General features: G+C 38.4%; 13 protein-coding genes. 5 read left to right on the plus strand and 8 right to left on the minus strand.

Going from position 1 to position 21,630, the window contains the following annotated elements:
- Positions 1-6: 6 nt before the first annotated feature.
- Positions 7-1,290, plus strand: a complete 1,284-nt coding sequence (locus ACFRAE_RS09990) for an AI-2E family transporter (protein ID WP_422797010.1) — start codon at positions 7-9, stop codon at positions 1,288-1,290.
- 43 nt (positions 1,291-1,333) lie between these two features.
- Here the strand turns inward: ACFRAE_RS09990 and ACFRAE_RS09995 are convergent, their stop codons facing one another.
- The 3 genes from ACFRAE_RS09995 to ACFRAE_RS10005 form a co-directional block, all read right to left on the minus strand.
- Positions 1,334-4,261, minus strand: coding sequence for a DNA polymerase III subunit alpha (locus tag ACFRAE_RS09995; RefSeq protein WP_422797011.1), 2,928 nt, complete (start codon positions 4,259-4,261; stop codon positions 1,334-1,336).
- A gap of 101 nt (positions 4,262-4,362) precedes the next feature.
- Positions 4,363-5,304, minus strand: coding sequence for an endonuclease/exonuclease/phosphatase family protein (locus ACFRAE_RS10000; protein ID WP_422797012.1), 942 nt, complete (start codon positions 5,302-5,304; stop codon positions 4,363-4,365).
- A 108-nt stretch (positions 5,305-5,412) separates the two neighbouring features.
- Positions 5,413-6,399: an endonuclease/exonuclease/phosphatase family protein gene (locus ACFRAE_RS10005; protein WP_422797013.1), complete on the minus strand. Its 987-nt coding sequence runs from the start codon at positions 6,397-6,399 to the stop codon at positions 5,413-5,415.
- Between the two features lie 205 nt (positions 6,400-6,604).
- Between ACFRAE_RS10005 and ACFRAE_RS10010 the strand changes: the two genes are divergently transcribed.
- Genes ACFRAE_RS10010 through ACFRAE_RS10020 form a run of 3 tightly spaced genes read left to right on the plus strand, consistent with a single transcriptional unit; the run spans position 6,605 to position 9,963 of the window.
- Positions 6,605-7,771, plus strand: a complete 1,167-nt coding sequence (locus ACFRAE_RS10010) for a glycosyltransferase family 4 protein (RefSeq protein WP_422797014.1) — start codon at positions 6,605-6,607, stop codon at positions 7,769-7,771.
- Positions 7,764-8,777, plus strand: a complete 1,014-nt coding sequence (locus ACFRAE_RS10015) for a lysylphosphatidylglycerol synthase transmembrane domain-containing protein (protein ID WP_422797015.1) — start codon at positions 7,764-7,766, stop codon at positions 8,775-8,777. Before ACFRAE_RS10010 ends, ACFRAE_RS10015 begins: the two co-directional genes overlap by 8 nt.
- The gene (locus ACFRAE_RS10020; protein ID WP_422797016.1) at positions 8,770-9,963 is read left to right on the plus strand and encodes a glycosyltransferase family 4 protein; all 1,194 of its coding nucleotides are present in this window, start codon (positions 8,770-8,772) and stop codon (positions 9,961-9,963) included. Before ACFRAE_RS10015 ends, ACFRAE_RS10020 begins: the two co-directional genes overlap by 8 nt.
- On the opposite strand, the gene dinB is transcribed toward ACFRAE_RS10020, so the two are convergent.
- Together dinB and ACFRAE_RS10030 are read right to left on the minus strand one after the other, a co-directional pair.
- Positions 9,950-11,146, minus strand: a complete 1,197-nt coding sequence (gene dinB, locus ACFRAE_RS10025; RefSeq protein ID WP_422797017.1) for a DNA polymerase IV — start codon at positions 11,144-11,146, stop codon at positions 9,950-9,952. The genes ACFRAE_RS10020 and dinB overlap by 14 nt on opposite strands.
- An 86-nt stretch (positions 11,147-11,232) precedes the next feature.
- Positions 11,233-12,039, minus strand: a complete 807-nt coding sequence (locus ACFRAE_RS10030; RefSeq protein WP_422797018.1) for an alpha/beta hydrolase — start codon at positions 12,037-12,039, stop codon at positions 11,233-11,235.
- A 157-nt stretch (positions 12,040-12,196) separates the two neighbouring features.
- On the opposite strand from ACFRAE_RS10030, the gene ACFRAE_RS10035 reads away from it, so the two are divergent.
- Positions 12,197-14,896, plus strand: a complete 2,700-nt coding sequence (locus tag ACFRAE_RS10035) for a DNA gyrase/topoisomerase IV subunit A (RefSeq protein WP_422797019.1) — start codon at positions 12,197-12,199, stop codon at positions 14,894-14,896.
- 99 nt (positions 14,897-14,995) lie between these two features.
- On the opposite strand, the gene ACFRAE_RS10040 is transcribed toward ACFRAE_RS10035, so the two are convergent.
- The 3 genes from ACFRAE_RS10040 to ACFRAE_RS10050 all read right to left on the minus strand — a co-directional run bounded on the left by ACFRAE_RS10040 (position 14,996) and on the right by ACFRAE_RS10050 (position 21,629).
- Positions 14,996-16,417: a SusD/RagB family nutrient-binding outer membrane lipoprotein gene (locus ACFRAE_RS10040; protein ID WP_422797020.1), complete on the minus strand. Its 1,422-nt coding sequence runs from the start codon at positions 16,415-16,417 to the stop codon at positions 14,996-14,998.
- 12 nt (positions 16,418-16,429) lie between these two features.
- Positions 16,430-19,585: a SusC/RagA family TonB-linked outer membrane protein gene (locus ACFRAE_RS10045; RefSeq protein WP_422797021.1), complete on the minus strand. Its 3,156-nt coding sequence runs from the start codon at positions 19,583-19,585 to the stop codon at positions 16,430-16,432.
- Positions 19,586-20,576: 991 nt separating this feature from the next.
- Positions 20,577-21,629, minus strand: coding sequence for a dipeptide epimerase (locus tag ACFRAE_RS10050; protein WP_422797022.1), 1,053 nt, complete (start codon positions 21,627-21,629; stop codon positions 20,577-20,579).
- Position 21,630: the final 1 nt, after the last annotated feature.

Genomic DNA, 21,630 nt, shown 5'->3' on the forward strand with positions numbered 1-21,630 from the left:
CAATATATGGAAAAAAATCAAACCAAAAGACCGTACTCCATGGAATTGGCCTCTAGCTTATTTGCGCTAGTGCTGATCGTGGCTTTAATGTATGCGACACAGAGTGTTTTATTACCTCTACTATTTGCCATTCTAATATCCATTTCATTATTTCCCTTAGCACGCTTTTTCGAACGGTTACATTTAGGAAAAGCATTTGCTTCCATTTTAGCAGTGCTCATCGCTATTACGTTGATCTCTGGTCTTTTTTGGTTTATTGTACATGAAAGTATTATCATTGGAAAGGATGCTACAGCCATTACCGATAAAGTCCTATCGGTATTGGAACGCGGACAAACCTGGCTTCAAGATCAATTCGGAATTGAAAAAACAGAAGTCATGGACAAACTTAAAGAGCAAGGAAATAAATCATTAGAAAATATAGCCGGAACAGTAGGTTCGACCTTCGGATCTATAGGTAATATGCTTGCTAGTGCTATTTTAGTACCTTTATTTAGTTTTTTCTTGCTGTACTATCGTGATTTTTTTAGAGAATTTTTCTTTAAAGCATTAAAATCATCACCGCAACATAAGGTAAACGAAGTACTCAATAAAATTTATGAGGTTGTACAAAGCTATTTGGTAGGATTAATTACCGTTATGGGAATCGTTGCTATCTTAAATACAGCTGGACTGATGTTTATGGGCATTGATTATGCCTGGTTTTTTGGATCTTTAGCCTCTTTATTAATGCTATTACCTTACATCGGAATTGCTATTGGATCCATTTTACCTGCCTTATTCGCCTTAGCCGTAAAAGATAACGCTTGGTATGCTGTCGGGGTTGTCGCTTGGTTTCAAGTTGTTCAATTTCTGGAAGGAAATATTATCACCCCAAATATTGTCGGAAGTAAGGTTAGTATCAATCCTTTAATGGCCATCATCGGAATTCTGTTGGGAGGTATGCTTTTTGGTCTGGCTGGTTTAATCCTCGCACTTCCTTTAATCGCTACCTTAAAAGTTATTTTTGACGCTTCTCCTGGTATGGAAGCAATTGGCTTCTTAATCGGTGAACCTGAAAAAGTACACCTTAAGAAAAACTCCACCCAAGAATTACTGATGAAATGGGGAATCGTACGAACACCTAAAATCAAGAAAAAAATCGATATTGATATCGAGGTTCATACCGATAAAAACAATCAAACTCCTCAACAAGAGATGCATTATAAAGAAATATACGAGTCTCAGGAATTGCCCTATCAGGATTTAAAACAGGATGAAAACAAATCAAATAATCCTGACGAAAAATAAACGTAAAAGGCTGTAGTTTTCATAAACTACAGCCTTTTACTTACTAACCTAATTTAAATCCAAGCTTCTTCATACTCAACACCTCTAAACTAAACACCCCAAACTCTTCCATTACCCTTCCATACAGTGTATAAAAACCGCTCCCCTGAAAAGGATATTGTTTCATGGTTATAGGAAAATGAACCGTATCCAACCAATTCCCTTCATAATCCAAAAAGGTCCCAAAGGACATGCGATCCATTTTAATCGTTCTGGTTTCTTTGATAGTTACCAAGCGACCAATGATGTTGACCTGTTGCCCCAAGTTATCTTTAAAACTAGTCGCTGTTACCGTACCGCACAAATGCTTAGGGTCTAAAAGCTCAAAAAAATCACCAACCACAAAACCTAATAGATCAATTTCATCTTTCAAATCTTCCATTCTATTTTCTTCAAATTGTGGTAGTGTAAATTGAACCTCTTCCTTTCCAAAAAGATCTTCTGTCACCAGTTCTGCGACTCGTTTTACTCTAAAGTTCGCCTCCCACAACAATGTTTTTTTATCTAAACCTGTAAATCGCAAGGCAGAAATTCGAATCAAAATATTCAACTGTTCAGGAGATGGTTGCAAGCGTTTTAATACATCATTCAAGTCTTGATAAGGCCCATTACATTGCCGCTCTTCGGAAATCAATTGACCAAAAGCTTGCTCCAACCCTTGAATATGAATAAACCCTACATATACTTGATTCCCTTGAATACTTGTTAAATACTCGCTATGATTTAAACAAGGTAATTCAACGACAGCGCCATGACGTTGCAATTCATGGAAATAAAACTCCGTACGGTAAAAACCTCCAAAATTATTAATCACAGCAACATAAAACTCGGTAGGATAATAGGTTTTTAGAAATAAACTCTGATAGCTTTCTACCGCAAATGAAGCTGAATGCCCCTTAGCAAAAGAATAGCCTCCAAAACTTTCCATCTGTCGCCATACTTCGGCGGTCAATCCATCATCATATCCCCTGTCTTTGCAATTGGAAAAAAACTTCGCGCGCATTAATTCAAATTTATTCTCCGAACGGTATTTACCACTCATCGCCCGACGTAATACATCCGCTTCTTCCAATGAAATTCCTCCAAAATGATGCGCTACCTTAATCACATCCTCTTGGTAGACCATCACGCCATACGTTTCTTTTAGGAGTTCTTTCATTTTCGGATGCAGGTAAACCACTTTATCAGGATCATGATAACGTTCTATATATTGCTTCATCATGCCCGATTGGGCTACTCCAGGCCGAATAATCGAACTCGCTGCCACAAGGGTTGTGTAATCGGAACATTTCAACTTCCCCAGCAACTGTCGCATCGCTGGACTCTCAATGTAAAAACAACCAATCGTATCTGCTTGACGTATACGATCTGCTAATACCGGATCCTGAAGCAATTTATCGACCTGATGAATATCAACATATTCTCCTCTATTCTTCTGAATTAATTGCAATGCATCCTTGATATGCCCCAAGCCTCGTTGACTCAAAATATCAAACTTAAAGAGCCCAATCCGATCGGCTTCAAACATATCCATTTGCAAGGTCAAAAAACCTTTCGGAGGAAGATCCATCACCGCATAATGCTTCAGTGGCTTCTCACTAATTAACACTCCCCCTGCGTGTACACTTATATGATTGGGGAAATTCACTAAACCTGCCCCATACTTCTGAATAAGCGCCTGAATTTTATCTTCTGGATGCCATTCCCGTTGTTGAACCAACGCATCGATTTCCTCTTTTGGAAGACCAAAAACCTTCCCCATTTCCCGAATAATGGCTCTTCGCTGAAAGGTATTATACATCCCTAATAAAGAAACATGCTGTCTACCATACCGGATAAATAAATAATCAAAAATAGCATCCCGATCTTTCCAACTGAAGTCAATATCAAAATCTGGCGGTGAACTCCGATTCGGATTTAAAAACCGTTCGAAATACAAGTCCAACTTAATTGGATCTACATCTGTAATCCGCAAACAATAAGCCACCACCGAATTAGCGCCACTGCCTCGACCTACGTGATAAAACCCTTGTTCGTTTGCATACCGTAACATATCCCAAACAATCAAAAAATAAGCGTTAAAGCCCTGATGTTGAATAATCTTCAATTCCTTATCCACCCGTGCCAATGCCTCTTTATTTTGAGCACCATAACGAATTTTACAGCCCTCCACGGCCAGCTTTGTGAGCAGCTCATGATCACCTTCTTCAGAAGCTGTAAAATATTTCTTATTCTTATCCGTACGAAACTCCATCTGAATGGAGCAACTCTTTAAGACTTGTACTGTTTTACTAATTAAAGAAGGGTATCGTGCAAATGCCGATACAAGCGTTCCTTCCTCTACAAAAACCTCCTTAGAGCTTGCAAAATCAGCTTTCGTTAATTTAGAAAGCAAGGTATTCTTGGCAATAGCTCGTAATATTCGGTGCAAGTTATAATTAAACTTATCTTGAAAAGTAACAGCATGTAAAACAACCCAACAATCTTGTGCAAGCGCATCCTGCCAGCTCAACTTTTGCAAATCATCCATTCTAATTCCAATCAATTCCTCCTCTTGGAGTGAATCTAAGTCTGGATGATCTTCAAATGGATAAATCACCCATAAATTTTCCAAACTCAATGAAGGACGTAGCGGAAAATCAATGTCTCTTTGTTTATGATAAGACAAATATTCATGAATCTTCAAGAAGCCATCGTTGTTTTTCGCTAATAAAATATAGCACAGCCTATTGCCATTACGTATTTCAGTACCCAATATCGGCTTAATTCCAGACTGCTTACATTTACTCACAAAATCCCAACAATCTGCCGTACTATTGATATTTGTAAGAGCTAATGTACCAATCCCCAACTTCACAGCCCGATCTACTAAATCCTGAGTAGGATAAGTTCCATAGTGAAAACTAAACCAAGTCTTACAATTTAAAAACATAATGCAAGATTAGCAATTTTCAATTAAACTTTACTAATATTTTTAGTATTTATATGTTAAAAAAAACTATAACCTAAATATTTTAGTTTAAAAACAATAGATTATTCCGTATCGATACCGCGCCATTCCCATTCAAAGTTCATCGAAATAGCCAAATGATCCGATAAAGGCTCTCCATCCGCATTTCTAAAATATTCAGATTCCACCAAATAATCCTGTGCGATAAATTGGAAGTTTTTAGAGTTTCTAAAAAAAATCTTATCTAAACTCTCGCTGTCATTATCTAGCGAAAGCATATCCTGTGCTTTAAATTTAGGTTTAATTTCAGGAAACGTCCCTTTTTGAACGAGTTGAACCCAACCATCCGAAAGACCAGTAGTAACTAAAAACTCATGTAAATTATCCCTTTTATAGGCATAGTGCGCATTAAAATCTCCCATAACTAGTACAGGCTTATTCTGTGAATGCTCGTGGATATACTGCGCTAGTTGCCGAAGATTTTCACGTCTTGCTCGAGCAGCTCTTGCCACATCGCTAGAATTAGCATGTACATTATACACATCAATAAATACATTATGATCCAATTGAATCTCGACATAACTGAATCCTTTCACCGTCCAACAATCCGGACCACTACAATGCCTCCAAGGAATCCGATGATAAGCCACTATAGGGTAGTTTGACAAGGTATTTAACCCATCCCCCAAAGGAATTTTCCCTTTATGATCGGTTCGGAAGGCATGTGTATTTAGCGAATAAAAAGCCGTATTATAGTTAAAATCTTCTTGCACATTCACAAAATCAAAGCGGCCCACTTTTTCTCCAATCTCCGTGATGCTCAACCTTCGAGGCATTTTTGCCGCAGAAATCCCCTGAGGTAAACCGGCAATATTATATGTCAATACATTAAATTTACCCTTAGAAAATTGACTATCTGAAAACTCTTCTTCCGTCAGGACGACCGAAATTAAATCCCTCCTTAACTTTTTGATGATAAACAACAATACAATAACTAAAACAACGAGGATACAAATTAAAACCATCAATTACTCTTTATAATAAATACACAAACCAATTCAGACATATCCAAGCCCATTGATAGCATGCCTCTGAACAATTTCTTTCTTCCACACGCTATACTACTAATACCATCATTTCTTCCTAATAGTTTTCAATTCCCAACCCAACGTCAATGAAACTGCACAATGATCCGACAAAGGCTCGCCTTCATCATTAGTAAACAACTCCTTTTCAACCCGATAGCGCTTGGCTTTAAAAATAAGCTCATCGCTATTTCGAAAATAGATTTTATCAATACTCTCCATTCCATCGTGAACCATCAGTGCATGCTGTGCCTGAAAATCAACTTCCTCCTCCGGAATTACCCCAGCATTACACAAGGAAACCCAAGCATCTTGCAAGTTCATTGCTTGCTGAAACTGACGGATATGATCTTTATAAAATGCATAATGTGCATTAAAATCACCCATAATCAGTAAAGCATTTCCTTTAGAATGCGTCTCTATAAATTTCAAAAATTGATTCAAATTACTTCCCCTCGCCCGTAATGCTTGCTCATGATCTTGGGCGGTCGCATGAATATTATACACATCTACAAACACCTCTTTAGCCAATTGAACCCGACTAAATGAAAACCCTTTAGGGGTTAAACAATCCGCACCAGAACACGAATCCCATGCAATGCGTTGTGTTTCCACTAGCGGATATTTTGACAAGGTACTTAAGCCATCTCCAAAAGGCACACCACCCATACTCACTGTACGATAAGGATGCAAATTATCCGTATACAAATCCTCATGATAATTAAAATCCTCCTGCACATTTACAATATCAAATGCTTCCAACCGACTTCCAATCCTGCGAATACTCGAAGATCTAGACGTTTGAGCACTGGAAATAATTTCAGGTAATCCTGCAATATTATACGTCAATAAAGATAAATCTCCAGAGGTTCGATCTGACAAAGCAATATAGGAAGGAAATGAATCCACTTTGGACGCTTTTACACGCTTAAAACTCATCATAAAACCTACAGAAACAAAGATGGTCAACAGACTTAGTAGTCCCAAATTCCAAGATTTACGCTTTGCAGGATAAGGAATATTGATTTGTAACATGCATTGCTCATTTGCTTAAACAAAGTAAAAGAGCAAATATGACGTAAAACACAAATAGATGTTAAATATTTGTTTAACATCTATTTACAAATCTTTAAAGCTTCAGTTTAAATAAATAATTATTTGACAAACTGTTAATGTTTTCTTATCAATTAATAAATACAACACAATTACTTTTACCCAGATACAGTATTTCATACCTACAATGAAGAAAGTTGCTTTTTTTTCCGAGATTATGATTGAAGATTTTGACGGGGCATCGAGAACCATGTTTCAACTCATCAATAGAATAAATACAACTCACTTCCGCTACTTATTTATTTACGGACGTGGACAAGCTTCTTTGCAAGCACACCAAACCTTAAAAATTCCGACGGTAAAAATCCCTATGAATGCAGATTATTCCTTAGCCTTTCCCTCATTTTCGCGCAACCGATTAGAGCAGGCCTTAAAAGCTTTTAATCCCGATGTCATTCATATAGCGACTCCTTCACTCCTTGGTTTTTTTGCTTTGGAATATGCCAAACGGAAAAACATCCCAGTCATTAGCATTTACCACACTCATTTTATTTCTTATATCGCTTATTACCTACGGAACTTCAGTTCGATGATTAAACCCATGGAATATTGGACTCGAAAAGCCATGATCCGCTTTTACAATTCCTGCCACAAAGTATATGTTCCCAGCAAGAACATGATTCAAGAACTAAAAGAAATAGGGGTCGATACTAACCGCATGCATTTATGGCAACGAGGAATAGACCTCAAACTCTTCAACAAGAATAAGCGCGATGAACAATACATTCAGCAAATCACTAAGAACAAGAAACCAAACATCTTGTTTACCAGTAGGCTCGTTTGGGAAAAGAATATTCAAACACTCATCGAAATCTATAAGCAATTAGAATATGAAAATCACCCCTTCAATCTACTCATTGCAGGAGATGGAACTGCAAAAAATGAGGCCATGTATAAAATGCCAAACGCCTTATTTTTGGGCAAACTAAATCATGCAGAACTTTCCAAATTATATGCTTCAGCCGATGTTTTTCTATTCACATCGACTTCCGAAACTTATGGAAATGTCGTCATCGAAGCCATGGCTTCGGGATTACCCTGTGTGATTGCGAATGCCGGAGGCAGTGCGAATCTAATCGAACATGAAGTCAATGGGTTTAAATGTGTTCCAAACAATGCCAAAGAATACCTATTCTATATCAAAAAAATATTAAGCAATCCACACTTAAAGCAATCCTTACAAGAAGAAGCTATACATTATGCACAACAATTAGACTGGAATAAATTGGCTGATATGTATTTTGAAGATGTTTCTGCATTAGCAACACTTTCGCTAGAAAACCAATATGGCTAAGCCCCTAAGAAGAACTCATTCATGGTTTAAAATCATGCTCTTAAGTAGTATATTGATCTGTTTGACCCTATTCTTATGGAACACGAATTTCCAGGTTATTCTGATACAATTACAACACATCGGAATTCGATATGCAATCATATTCGCTGTAACAGCAGTCGCCTACTTCTTTGCCACTTGGTCTTGGCAGGTATGTTTTGGAGATTATCAAGCCCGTGTATCTCTTTATAAATTATTTTCGATCCGACAAATCGGAGAAACAGTTGGGCAATTTAACCCAACGAGTATTATTGCAGGAGATGTATTAAAAATTAAGTTGCTACAATCCGCTAAAATACCAGCATCTGTCATCACGAACAGCGTCCTTATTTCCCGCATCACAGCCATATTATCCCAGTTATCACTCGTCATATTTGCTGGAATATGGCTTATGCTAAGCCCTCAAGGGCAAGACATCATCCAACAGTTTACTGTGCCCTTCTATGCCTTATTCCTAGTCTTGATTTTAGGAAAAGGATTCCTGTTTTATTGGCTTTCTTATTCCAAAATCAATGAATCCATACCACTTATACATCCAAAAAACAATTGGCTCAGGAAAATTAAGGAAAAGCGAATGGAATTATTCGGGCAAATCCGACAGTTTTATCGGCAACAAAACCAACTGTTTTGGCGCTCTTACGCCCTTTCATTCATACACTGGATTGTTGGAAGTTTGGAATTTTACCTTATTCTACGTTATTTATCCATAGACATCCGTATCATGCAAGGCATTGTATTAGACATGAGCATATTGATGATTAAAAGTTTAGGTGCCTTCATTCCTGGACAGCTTGGGATTGAAGAACTAGGCAACAAACTCATGTTACAAGCGCTAGGGATCACCGTCGGAACCACTTGGATCACGGTATCTATCCTCCGAAGAACCAGACAATTGCTCTGGATAATCATCGGTTTTATACTCTATTTAATCCTTAAAAAAGAAAACCCTCAGCTCGCCCATGCCTAAATTAGAATTATTGTTTGTCAGTCATAAATATCCTCCAGCTACAGGAGGAATGGAAAAGCAGAGTTATGAGCTAATTCAAGGAATGCATCCATACGCCAAAGTCCATCAATTAGTCTATCGCAAAGGCAATGAATCGATTTTTATGTTTTTTTACCGACTTAATTCACGAATTATCGACATGCTTGCTCAAAATCCCTCGATTCAATGCATTCATTTCAATGACGGATTAATTGCTTCCTTTGCATTATTTCACAAAGGATATCAACATATCAAGCAATCCGTGACTCTTCATGGACTAGATGTTGTTTTTCCGGTGTCTTATTTTCAGCAGAAAATAATTCCTCGCTTCAACCGCTATGATTTAATCATTGCAGTAAGTGAAGCTACCGCTGTCGCTGCACGATTTCGGGGCATTGACGCCCATCGAATTCAAGTCATTAACAATGGTGTAGACCATCAATTGGCCTCCCCTAAAACAGAGTCCTTGACCGAATTGCAACAGCGATACCCCTCCTGCCCGCTACAAAAACCTTACCTCATTACCCTTGGACGTCCAGTAAAAAGAAAAGGGTTTTCCTGGTTACTGAAAGAGGTTATACCCCATATGCCCCAAAATTTCCACTTGATTATGCTAGGCCCATTTCATGCTAAACCAACAATTAGCGAACGCCTACTTCAGCTTTTACCCCGCAAATGGCATCAAATATTAACCCTCTTTTTAGGCTATCCAACAGATCAATCGGCTATTCGCAAATTACTAAAAACCAAAGAATTACAAAACAAAGTCACCCATTTGGGCAAAGTTCCTTTTCAGGATCTGCAATTGTTCTTACAACATGCTACAGCATTCCTCATGCCCAACCTGTCCATCCCTGGCGACATGGAAGGTTTTGGCTTAGTCTGCTTAGAAGCCTCCATTTCTGGCACTTTAGTCTTGGCCTCCAATATGGAAGGTATCACAGATGCGATACATCATCAAAAAAACGGATTACTCCTGCCATCTGCAGATGTGGCGGCATGGATTAAACAGCTAAAAGCACTTCAAAGCGACCCTAAACGCTATCAGCAACAGGCAAAAGCATTTCAATCTTATAGTATAACACAGTACAGCTGGGAAAAGATGTGTGCAGACTATGCTGCAGCCTTCAAAAAGCTAAACCGCAATACCCCCATCAAAACAATTTAGCTTTCGACTTATTTTCGAGCTTAGGAATGGAGATCGCTCGTTTGACAGCCTCATCCCCAAATCGATGCCGCATAGCATCCATCGCTTGATATAAACGAACAGCCTCTTCCGTATCTTCAAATAAATTAATCTGCTGCGAGCCTTGTACCAAATGACTAAATCGAACTCCAATCAAACGGACCAGCATCCGCTTATCGTACAACTTACTAAACAATTCTTTAACCTTCTTAAGAAGTACCGCATCAGAAGCGGTATAGGCAATAACCATCTGCTTACTTACCGTATCAAAATTCGCATAGCGAAGTTTCACCGTCACGCAACCCGTAAGACGCTGTTGCTTGCGCAATTGAAAGGTTAACTTCTCCGTCAAACGGATTAACTCACTATTTAAAAATTGAATATCAATAGTATCCTGCATAAAGGTTTCTTCCGAGCCAATACTCTTTTGTTCGGAATAAGGAACAATGGGTGAGGGATCAATTCCATTGGCTTTACGAGAAAGATCGATTCCGTTCTTTCCTAATAAATTCTGCATCATCGGCAGTGGAATCTCACTTAATATTTTAATAGTCTTTACACCCATCTGGTTCAGTAACATTCCTGTCTTTTGACCAATTCCAGGCATACGCGAAATGTTCAAAGGTGCTAAATATTCCCGCTCGTCACCGTGCAAAATTTCTTTCTTCCCATCTGGTTTCGCATCATCGGTAGCCACCTTACTGACTAGCTTATTCGAAGCCAGGGCATAACTAATCGGCAAGCCACTTTCCTTCTTGATTTTCTCCTTCAGCTCCATCATAAACTTACTGCAACCAAAGAACTTATCCACCCCAGTCAGATCCACATAAAACTCATCGATACTAGCCTTCTCCATCACAGGTACCGAATCTCGAACGACATCCGTCACCACACGCGAATAATAACTATAGCTATCCATATCTCCGCGCAAAACGATAGCATGTGGGCATAAGCGTAAGGCCAATTTCATCGGCATCGCACTATGTACACCAAACTTTCGGGTTTCATAACTACATGCAGAAACCACTGCTCGATCACTTAAACCACCTACAATGAGTGGCTTACCTATAAAATTATTATTCTTCAAACGCTCGACACTCACAAAAAAAGTGTCCAAATCCAAATGAGAAACAAAGCGCTTATCTTCCATCACGTGCATAGCCATCTTGAAATACTAAGACCTCAAAAATACTAATTTTTTTAGTAAAATGTCCGTAAAGAAAAACTTATTTTCCCAATGAAGCTTGGCAGTTACTTAGTCCAACGTTCAATTTCCTTGAGCAGAATGGGGAAAGCAGGATAAGTCATCCCATGATCATACCCATCCAACTCCAATAATTTCACCTGCTGATGACCGACTAACTTTAACATACGCTCGAGATAGGCATTTTCCTCATACCGGCCCACCATTTCCAATTCACGATCTCCCGTAATCAACGTAATCGGAACAGCATCTGCACGTACCCAATATAAGGGGGCAAGTTGATCAATCACGGGCTGATTGATTGAAAGACCTTGTTCTTGACGAGCTGTAAAATGCGTAATCGCCTGCGCACTAAAAGGCACCACTCCCAACAAATCCTGAGCAGAAGCACCTACCGCCGATAAATGACGTTTATCCAAAGCCAACATCAAGTCTAAATACCCTCCGGCAGAATGTCCAGACAATACAATCTTCTTTTTACTACCTCCAAATTCTTCGATGTGGTCAAAGGTCCATTTCACCGCCTCAGCAGCATCTTTAATGATTTCTGAAACCTTTACTTTGGGCGACAGGCGATACCCAACAGCGATGACTGCAATCCCCTTTTCTTTCAAATAATCAGGAATTTCTCGCTGTCCACCCGTTAAACCTCCCCCATGAAACCAAACCACCGTCACAAAATCCTGCTTCCCAACAGGGTAATAAATATCCAATTGACATTTTTCCTTTTTATAAGCATCGGAAGTACCAGTATGGTAAGAAATTGCTTCTTGTAATTTATACGTCGCTTGCTGTGCCGTAGCACATAGCACTAATGCTAAAAATAAAAGCGTGATCAGGTGTTTTTTAATCATTGGTTATTTCTGTTTCTTGCTAAAAGTACAGGAAATAATGCAAAAGTTCAAGTAGAACATCCTCCCATCGCACGCTTAAATAGAATGATTTTTTGTATTTTTACAAGGTTTGTAGAAATCAAACCTACATACCCTTCAAAAATTTACTGAAAAGTACATGAGTGACGAAATCAACAACACAGACGAAAACAACGAAATCAATCCAAACCAGGACCATCAAGACCATCAAAGCAATACCATTGCTTTATCAGGTCTTTATGAAAATTGGTTTTTAGATTATGCTTCTTATGTGATTTTGGACCGTGCGGTACCTCACATCAATGATGGTTTTAAGCCCGTACAACGGCGGATCCTTCATTCGTTAAAAGAAATGGATGATGGTCGATACAACAAAGCGGCTAATGTCATTGGAAATACGATGAAGTACCACCCCCATGGTGATGCTTCTATTGGTGATGCGATGGTGCAAATTGGTCAGAAAGATTTATTAATTGACTGTCAAGGAAACTGGGGAGATCCAATCACAGGAGACTCCGCTGCTGCAGCTCGTTATATTGAAGGAAGGCTCTCTAAATTTGCGAATGAAGTAGTCTTTAATGCAGACACCACCCAATGGCAACTCAGCTATGATGGTCGAAATAGAGAACCTGTCACCCTACCTGTTAAATTCCCATTACTCCTTACACAAGGCGCGGAGGGTATTGCTGTAGGCTTGGCAACCAAAATTATGCCGCACAATTTTCTAGAACTCATTGACGGATCCATTCAAGTACTGCAGGGAGAAAGACCCAATATCTTCCCCGATTTCCCTACAGGTGGCATGGCCGATGTATCCAATTACAACGAAGGTCAACGTGGAGGTAAAATTCGTGTGCGGGCAAAGATTGAAGAACGAGATAAGAAAACGCTCGCCATCACCGAAATTCCCTTTGGTACAACAACTGGAAGTTTGATTGACAGCATCGTTACCGCGAATGAAAAAGGAAAAATAAAAATCAAAAAAATTGAAGATAATACCGCAGAGTTTGTGGAAATCATGGTGCACCTAGCACCAGGTATTTCTCCCGATGTCACCATCGATGCACTCTATGCATTTACGGCTTGCGAAACTTCTATTTCTCCAAATACCTGTGTCATCAAGAATAATAAGCCTCATTTTATGAGTGTCAATGACATCTTGATTGAAAACAGTAAACAAACAAAAAATCTATTAAAATTAGAATTAGAAATTCGACTTCACGAATTACAAGAAAAAATATTCTTTAGCTCCTTATTAAAAATCTTCATTCAAGAAGGGATGTATAAACATGCCGACTATGAAAATGCAGGGAATTTTGAAACCGTTGTCGAAGTTTTAAACCGATTATTTGAACCATTCTTTGATCAATTTTATCGCGCCATAAATGCCGAAGACTATAAGCGATTGATTGACAAACCCATGAGTAGCATCACACGCTTCGATGTCAAGAAAGCTGACGAGCAGATGAAAACATTGGAAGATGAGATTAAAGAGGTAAAGAAAAACTTACGTAACCTAACGGAATACGCGATAAAATGGTTTGAATATATCCGTTCAAAATATGCCAAAGGAAGAGAGCGCAAAACAGAACTACGTATTTTTGACAAAGTTGAAGCCACGCAAGTCGCTCTAGCCAATGCCAAACTGTATGTTAATCGCGAAGAAGGCTTCATCGGAACCAATATGCGTAAAGATGAATTAGTAAGTGACTGTTCGGATATTGACGATATCATTGTTTTCCGTGCAGACGGTAAGTATTCTGTCGTGAAAGTTCAAGATAAAGTGTTCGTCGGCAAAGATATTATCCATGTTGCTGTCTTCAAAAAAGGAGATGAGCGCACCATTTATAACGCCATCTATAAAGACGGTGCTTCTAGCACCAACTACATGAAACGATTTGCCGTTACCGCCGTAACACGGGATAAAGAATACGATATCGGTAAAGCAACAAAAGGCAGTAAAATTCTTTACTTTACCGCCAATGCGAATGGGGAGGCCGAAATTGTCAATGTACAATTGAAACCACACACCAAGTTGCGAAAACTTAACTTCGACTTAGACTTTGCTGAAGTAGCCATCAAAGGTCGTGCTTCTCAAGGGAATATTGTCAGCAAATACCCCGTTAAAAAAATCACTTTTAAAAGTGCTGGAATTTCCACCTTATCGCGTAGAAAAATTTGGTACGATGATATCTTGAAACGATTGAATGCCGATGAACGTGGCAGGTATCTAGGAGAGTTTGATGGTGACGATAAGATTCTAATGGTCGTGAATGATGGTTCTTACGAATTATCAAACTTCGACCTAAACAATCATTTCGACGAAAAGATGATTCGCTTAGAAAAGTTTATCCCCACACAGGTATATACCGCTATCCATCAAGATAATAAGACCGGGACTTTTTACGTAAAACGCTTCACCTTTGACGACAGCGCTGTTGGCAAACGTGTAAAATTTATTGGAGAAGAAAGTAAACTTGTGGTATTAACGAATAACGATGCTCCTGTTGCATCTTTAAATTTACTAAAAGGTAAGTCCCAAGTAAAAGAACACCTGGATCAATCGCTTTTAGAGATTGTAGATGTAAAAGGCATGAAAGCTCAAGGCAATAGACTTTCTTTCCATACTGTTCAGCATATAAAATTGCTGACTGAAGAAAAAGACTTATCTAGCAGTATAAAACAAGATTCCAGCAATGAAAACTTGCAAAATAAAGAGCATGCTGACGCTACTGAAAACACTAAATCAGAAGCAAACAACGCCAACGACGTAACCTTTGAAATCACCAATCCTGACGATATTCAGATTGATGACAAAGGACAAATGGGCCTGTTTTAAAAGGCATTAACCCTGAGATACCTTCTACCAAGATCAATAAAATACCTGATCTAAAATCTAAAAAAAAAGCTCCTTGGAAATTTCCAAGGAGCTTTTTTTTTATGGTTTGTCCCACCAAAGTTTCGAACTCAACACCGGTTGTTCCGGAACATTGGATCCATTTTCGGTATACTCATCAGCTGGATAAGCGACCCTACGAATAAATTCGGTACCTAAAGATGCTCCAACCGGCAATTGGAAATTTTTATAGGCATAGTCGTTACGACGAACGTCATTCCATGCTTCAGCGCTCAAGTAAGTCACCACATATTTTTCTCTGAATATATCGGCTAAGGTTAAGTTTGCCTGCCCTACAGAAATTGTGCTGATATAGGCCGCACGATCTAAAGCCGACACACCTAACTTATCCATATTCGCGTTTACTCCTGCCAAAAACGAGGTATAAGCCAATGGTTTATTATTATTACGAAATGCAGCCTCAGCTTCTATAAACTTAATCTCTGCATAGGTAATGATATACAAAGGAGATGCATCACTGGTCAGTGGCGAATTTAAACTGATGTAACACTCATCCCGAACAGTGTTTGCCGCACCAACATTTCCTTCTCCATTTCTTGTTCCTACATATACATCATGCACTGTTTTTTCTGTTATTTTAGAAATTCGTGGATCTTCAATTCCATACTTAACCCCATTTAAATGGTCCACAAAATTGCTCGATAACCAACCGCCTAAGGTATTACTCAAGTTACTTCTAGCTATAGAAGCCCAAGGATTAACCCCATCATAGGTAGACATGCCTACATCTTCCGCATTGGAACTTAAAGACGCTGCTGTAGCTGCTAAAACCGCTGCCGCATTATACGTAGATTTCTTCGAAATTTTATTCAACAAGCGTGCTTTTATCCCTTGACCAAATTTGATCCATAAATCCACATCACCCCCATTGATTAAATCTTCCGCTTCAGATAGGACTTGGGTAGCATCTGTTTTTGCAAAATTTTCCAAGGCCTTGTTTACCAATTCCACCTGTGCATTATACAATTCCTCTTCTGTGTCGTATGCGACATTTAAGGTAGGTTCTTTACCAAATGCTTTACTATATGGTGCCGAACCCCAGGTATCAGCGACTAAACCTAACTGAAAGGCGGTAAGCAATTGAGCTACTCCTAAATGGTGATAAGCTCCTTGTTCTTCTGACTTTTGCATAAAGTCATATAAATCTGCTAAGGCATAATATAAGTTATTCCAAGTCCCAGAGTTATCTGTGGTCTTATAGGTATCGGTATCACCGCCTGCGGAAGAACTTGCAAAATATTGAGCATACGAATTGGTAATAGATGCAATTCGGTAATTATTAAATGCAGCTTTATGGGTAGCGGTAGTCAATAATGCTTTCAATGGTGGCTCCTGCACTAAATTTGGATTATCCGTCAAATCGAAATAATCACCACAGCTATTGAAAGATGCTAATGCGATAGCTAATAAAGATATTCTACCTAATTTATATAATGTTTTCATGATTTCGAATAATTAAAAGCCAACATTTAAACTAAATAAGAAACTGCGTACAGCAGGGTAAGTCATCCCTGCAAATCCCTCAATATTAGATCCACTAGCCGTCGTTGAACTTTCCGGATCGTAGCCTGAATATTTGGTCCATAATGCTAAATTGTTTCCAATCACAGACATTTGTACATTCTTGATAAATTTATTATTGAACAATTTCTGTGGCAAACTATAGCTTACCGATACGGAACGCAATCTTAACCAAGAAGCATCTTCCACAAAAGCCTCCGAATTTCCACGATGGTATAAACGGTAAAAACCATCACCATAATTCACATTATTTTTCGGGTCATTACCTTGGCCTAACCATATTTCTTTCGTGTTCTCCGTACCATCGGCCAACTTACCTTCGAAGACTTTGTAATCGTTACGATCTTCGGTGTAATCTGCGTATCCAAAGGCAGACATAAAGTTCCCTAATTGATTATATCTGGATTGCCCTACACGCGCATCTAATAACACGTTCATACTTAAATTTTTGTAGGTAAACGTATTATTCCAACCACCTATCCAACTTGGCTGTACATTTCCAAGTTTTTTACGATTGGAAGTAGATTCCAATACTGGAAAACCATTTGCTCCGATTAAAAGCGGTCTGTCCTTATCCAATTCATCCGATTTATCCAAACCTTGAGCTATTTCGTCCGCAGAATAGTATCGTTTAAATGATCGACCATATAAGCCCCCGTAAGATTCCCCTGGTTTAATGATCATATACACATTGGAACTTAAATACCCAAATTCTGAAGCGACGATAATTTCATCTTTTAGATCTTCCCTGATTTCTAACACCTTACTTCTATTGAATGAAAAGTTGATATCCGAAGACCATGAAAAATCATCTTTCTTCACCGGAACTGTATTCAAAGTGATTTCTAAACCCCTATTACGTAAACTTCCCGCATTGATCGCTGCAGTAACAAATCCTGTTGTAGAACTCACTGGCACTTGAATGATTTGATCTTTACTGGTAGAATTATAGAAATTTAAATCAAAACCTAAGCGATTTTTCAAAAACTTCAATTCCAAACCAGCCTCAATTGTATTGGTAAATTCAGGTTTCAAATTGTAATCACCCAATAATGCCGGTCTTGTGAACCCGATAAATCCAGTTGGAAGATTGATATAAGGCGCAAAACCTGCACTCGTAGAATATTCGGCACCATCCTTACCAATTCCAGCATAAGATAAGCGCAGCTTGCCATAATTTATGCTTTCAGGCAATTGAATATGATCTGAAAACACATAACTTAATGAAGCGGAAGAATAGAAAAAAGAATTATTTGGTCTATTTAATGAGGAAGTAATGTCATTTCGCCCGGTAACATTTAAAAATAAATAGTTTTTATAATCAAAAGCCATTTCTGCAAACAAGCCCATCAACCTATAGGCTCTTAAATCCGAACTGGACTTTAAAATATTAGCATTCCCTAAATCAAACCAATTGTATACCGTAAGGTCACCACCTTCTATTGCATTTTGCTTTCTCCGACGATCGTATATATCCTGGCCTAAACGTAAAGTTCCATTAAAATCTGAAGTGAAACTGTGTTTTAGAGTAGCTATAAATGTACTACTGATTGCTCGGAAGTTATTATTATAAACATTATAGTATCCACGACCATCGGCACCTTCTACTCCATTATCTGCAACTAATCTTTCATCAGCTAAGCCTCTAAATCCTATGGCTGTACCTTCTCTAGTATCGCGGTAAGCATCTATACCCAAACGGTAGGAAAGGTCCACCCATTTCGCAGGGGAGTAAGTCACATTCGCTCCACCGATCAACCGCAATACATCATCTTTCAATCTGTTGGTATGCGCTATATAAATTGGATTATCGGTCCCGCCATAGGCATTCATCGTTCCATTATCTAAAATATAATCGCGCAAATTATGTCTTGGAGACCAATAAATTAATTGTTCTGCGTAGCGGTTTGCATTTCCTCGGAACCCACCTGAATTCGTTGTGTTTAGGGAAACACCTCCTTTTAATTTCTCCGAAATCGTGAAATTGGTATTAATCCGTGCTTGGTAATTTTTAAAATCGGTAGCCGGCAATACCCCAGTATGACTCATTTGAGAAAGAGATGCTAAGAAATTCATTTTTTCAGAACCACCAGCAAAGCTTAAGGAATTTCTAAATTGTGAACCTGTATCAAATGCTTCTTCGAATGGATTATACAATTGATTAGGGTGTGTATTGTCTAGTTTTTTAGCTTCATCCACGGTCGGTCCCCAAGATGGCCAAAAATCATCAGCACTATAAACTCCTTTCCAGCCTTGGGAATACGTATCTTGAATCTTTGGAGTTTTATTCACATTCTCAAATCCTGCCGTCCCTTGGTAATCAATCTTTAAAGTACCTGCCTTTCCACTTTTCGTCGTGATAATAACTACGCCATTCGCACCACGTAAGCCATATAAAGCAGTGGCTGCCCCACCTTTCAAGATATTCATGGTTTCGATGTCGTCCGGATTAATATCTACCCCACGGTTACTCATGCCTCGCAATTCAGCACCACCTCCTTGCACAGAGGTGCTGTTATCCATCAAAATTCCATCGATAACAAATAATGGTTGACTTTCTCGTGCAGGATCGATGGAGTTATTACCTCGAATTTGGATATTTGCTCCTTGTCCGGGCGCACCTCCAGTAGAGCTAATTGTTACACCAGCAACTTTACCCTGCATAGCATTAATCATGTTGGGTTGCTTATTCGCATTCAGCGTTTTACTGGAAACACCCTGAGCACCAAAACCCAAGGAACGTTGGCTACGTTGAATCCCCAACGCCGTTACCACCACCTCGTCAATTTCACCACTATCCTCATCCATAGTCACTTGCAGGTTACTACGACCATTCAGAGCAAGCTCCTGGCTGGCATAGCCTACAGCACTAAAAACGAGAATACTGTTGGATGAGGCATTAATTGAAAATAATCCATTTTCATTACTGGAAGTCCCTATTTGGGTACCTTTAATAAATACGGACACACCTACGATAGGTGATCCATTTTTATCAGTGATTTTTCCAGCTATAGATTGTTGTTGTGCAGATAGCATTTGCATTGAGCAAACTGATGCTACCGCAATTGAAATGATTGAAGGTAGATTCATCTTTAGCTTGATTGGTTTTAAAAATCTTACACTAAGGTAACTTATTTGTGAGATTAATTACAAGATTATTGCAAAAAAAAGCAACATTAATCGATTAACATCGCTTTTTACCCTTGAATCTTGCAATTAAAGACGTTTTTATGCAGTCTTTAACAAACATTAATCACTAAGAAACAACTAAATAATAAAAATACAGCTACGTTTTTTTGATTAACCCGAAATACCAGCGCACAAAACCAAAAATAACCATCAAGCGATTCATAAAATCAATTTATTCACAACCAATCGTGTTTTACATCTACAAAACACCTGCATACATCCATAAAACACGCTATATGAATAACAAAAACACATTTATTGATTTATATTTCGAATTAAACCACAAACAGGTAGAATAATTTTCATTTTACTTCCCTAAAAAACACTAAATAGCCTTTTTTTATTGCAAAATTTTACATCCTTAAATATTTATTCAAATACATTCGAAAGAATATCCTTTAAATGTTAACATATGTTAAATTAATATTAAAATAATTCGCCTAATTTTAAAATTTAGAGGAGTAAAAGATTGAATACACTTGATAATCATTCGGAAATCCATCGGAAATCCTTCGAAAATTTTCATAGCAGTTCCGATCGATATCCGAATGAGTTCCGAATGAGTTCCGAATGAGTTCCATATAAAAGACAAAAAGCGGATGGAAAATATGTGGGCAATAAAAAATATACAAAATCCTAAATATGCAAGAGAAATGTAAATTCAAGGCACATCAACAAGTCTATTGCTGATGAGGGAATCCAAATCTTTGCAACGAAAAAACAGCGTAATCTCTACTATTTAAGCTCTTATAGGGTATTTTAAGAATCAATATTTTACAGACAGGAGTCCTAATAACTTAGTTTCTAATTTAATTAGTTAATCTCCATAAAAAAACTTCTATAGTGTATCCCTATAGAAGTTTATCAATTCAATTATTTACTAAAAATTTTATTAAATATTCCGCAGGCCAATCCCGGGACGATCAGGCAAAATACACCTTCCATCCACCACAGCCATCCCTTCGTACACATCATTAGCAATCAATAAAGCACCATCAAGATCTGCCCAATCTACCAGTGGCCCCAATTGTGCAGCAGCTGAAATAGCGCAAGAGGTTTCCGTCATGCAGCCTAGCATAACTTTAAGTTCGAGTGCTCTGGCCAGTTCCGCCATTTTCTTGGCTTCTCGCATGCCTGTACATTTCATTAATTTGATATTTATTCCTGAATATACCCCCTGTAATTTAGGCACATCCACTAAACGTTGGCAAGCTTCATCTGCAATAGTAGGAATAGGAGACCGCTCGGTCAGCCAGGCATTAGCGTCTATCATTTCCTTTGGCATGGGTTGCTCTAAGAAAACAACATTTTGATCGCTTAACCAATGCGCCATTTCTAAGGCTTCCTCTTTATTTTTCCAACCTTGGTTTACATCTGCACATAATGGCACATCAGTTACCGATCGAATAGTTTCAATAATCATTCGATCTGTTTCAAGCCCCAATTTTACTTTTAATATATCAAATTGTTCAGCTTCTGCCAGCTTTTTACGAATCATATCTTCCGTATCGATCCCTATAGTAAAAGAAGTCGGAGGAATTAAACTTGGATTCAAACCCCAAATTTTATAAAATGGTTGCCCCATTAACTTCCCCAATAAGTCATGTAAAGCAATGTCAATAGAAGCCTTCGCTGCCGTGTTTTTCAGATCTACTTCATCGATCGCATGAAGAATATCGGCGGTTTCAAAAGGAGATTTAAATCGGGATAAATCAATCTTCCTTAAAAATTGAATAACACTTTCTTGGGACTCTCCTAAGTAAGGAGGCATACTGGCTTCGCCATACCCTACCAAACCCTCATATTCCAACTCCAACAATAAACCAGGCGTAGTATTTCTGCTGAATGACGCTACGGTAAAGACATGCCTTAGTTCTAAAGTATAGGGTTTATACCTTAATGTAAAAGCCCCCATGCTTCTACTTTCCCAATTGTTAGTGCTCATA

Origin of the sequence: Sphingobacterium sp. HJSM2_6 (assembly GCF_049316305.1) — a bacterium.
GTDB lineage: Bacteria > Bacteroidota > Bacteroidia > Sphingobacteriales > Sphingobacteriaceae > Sphingobacterium.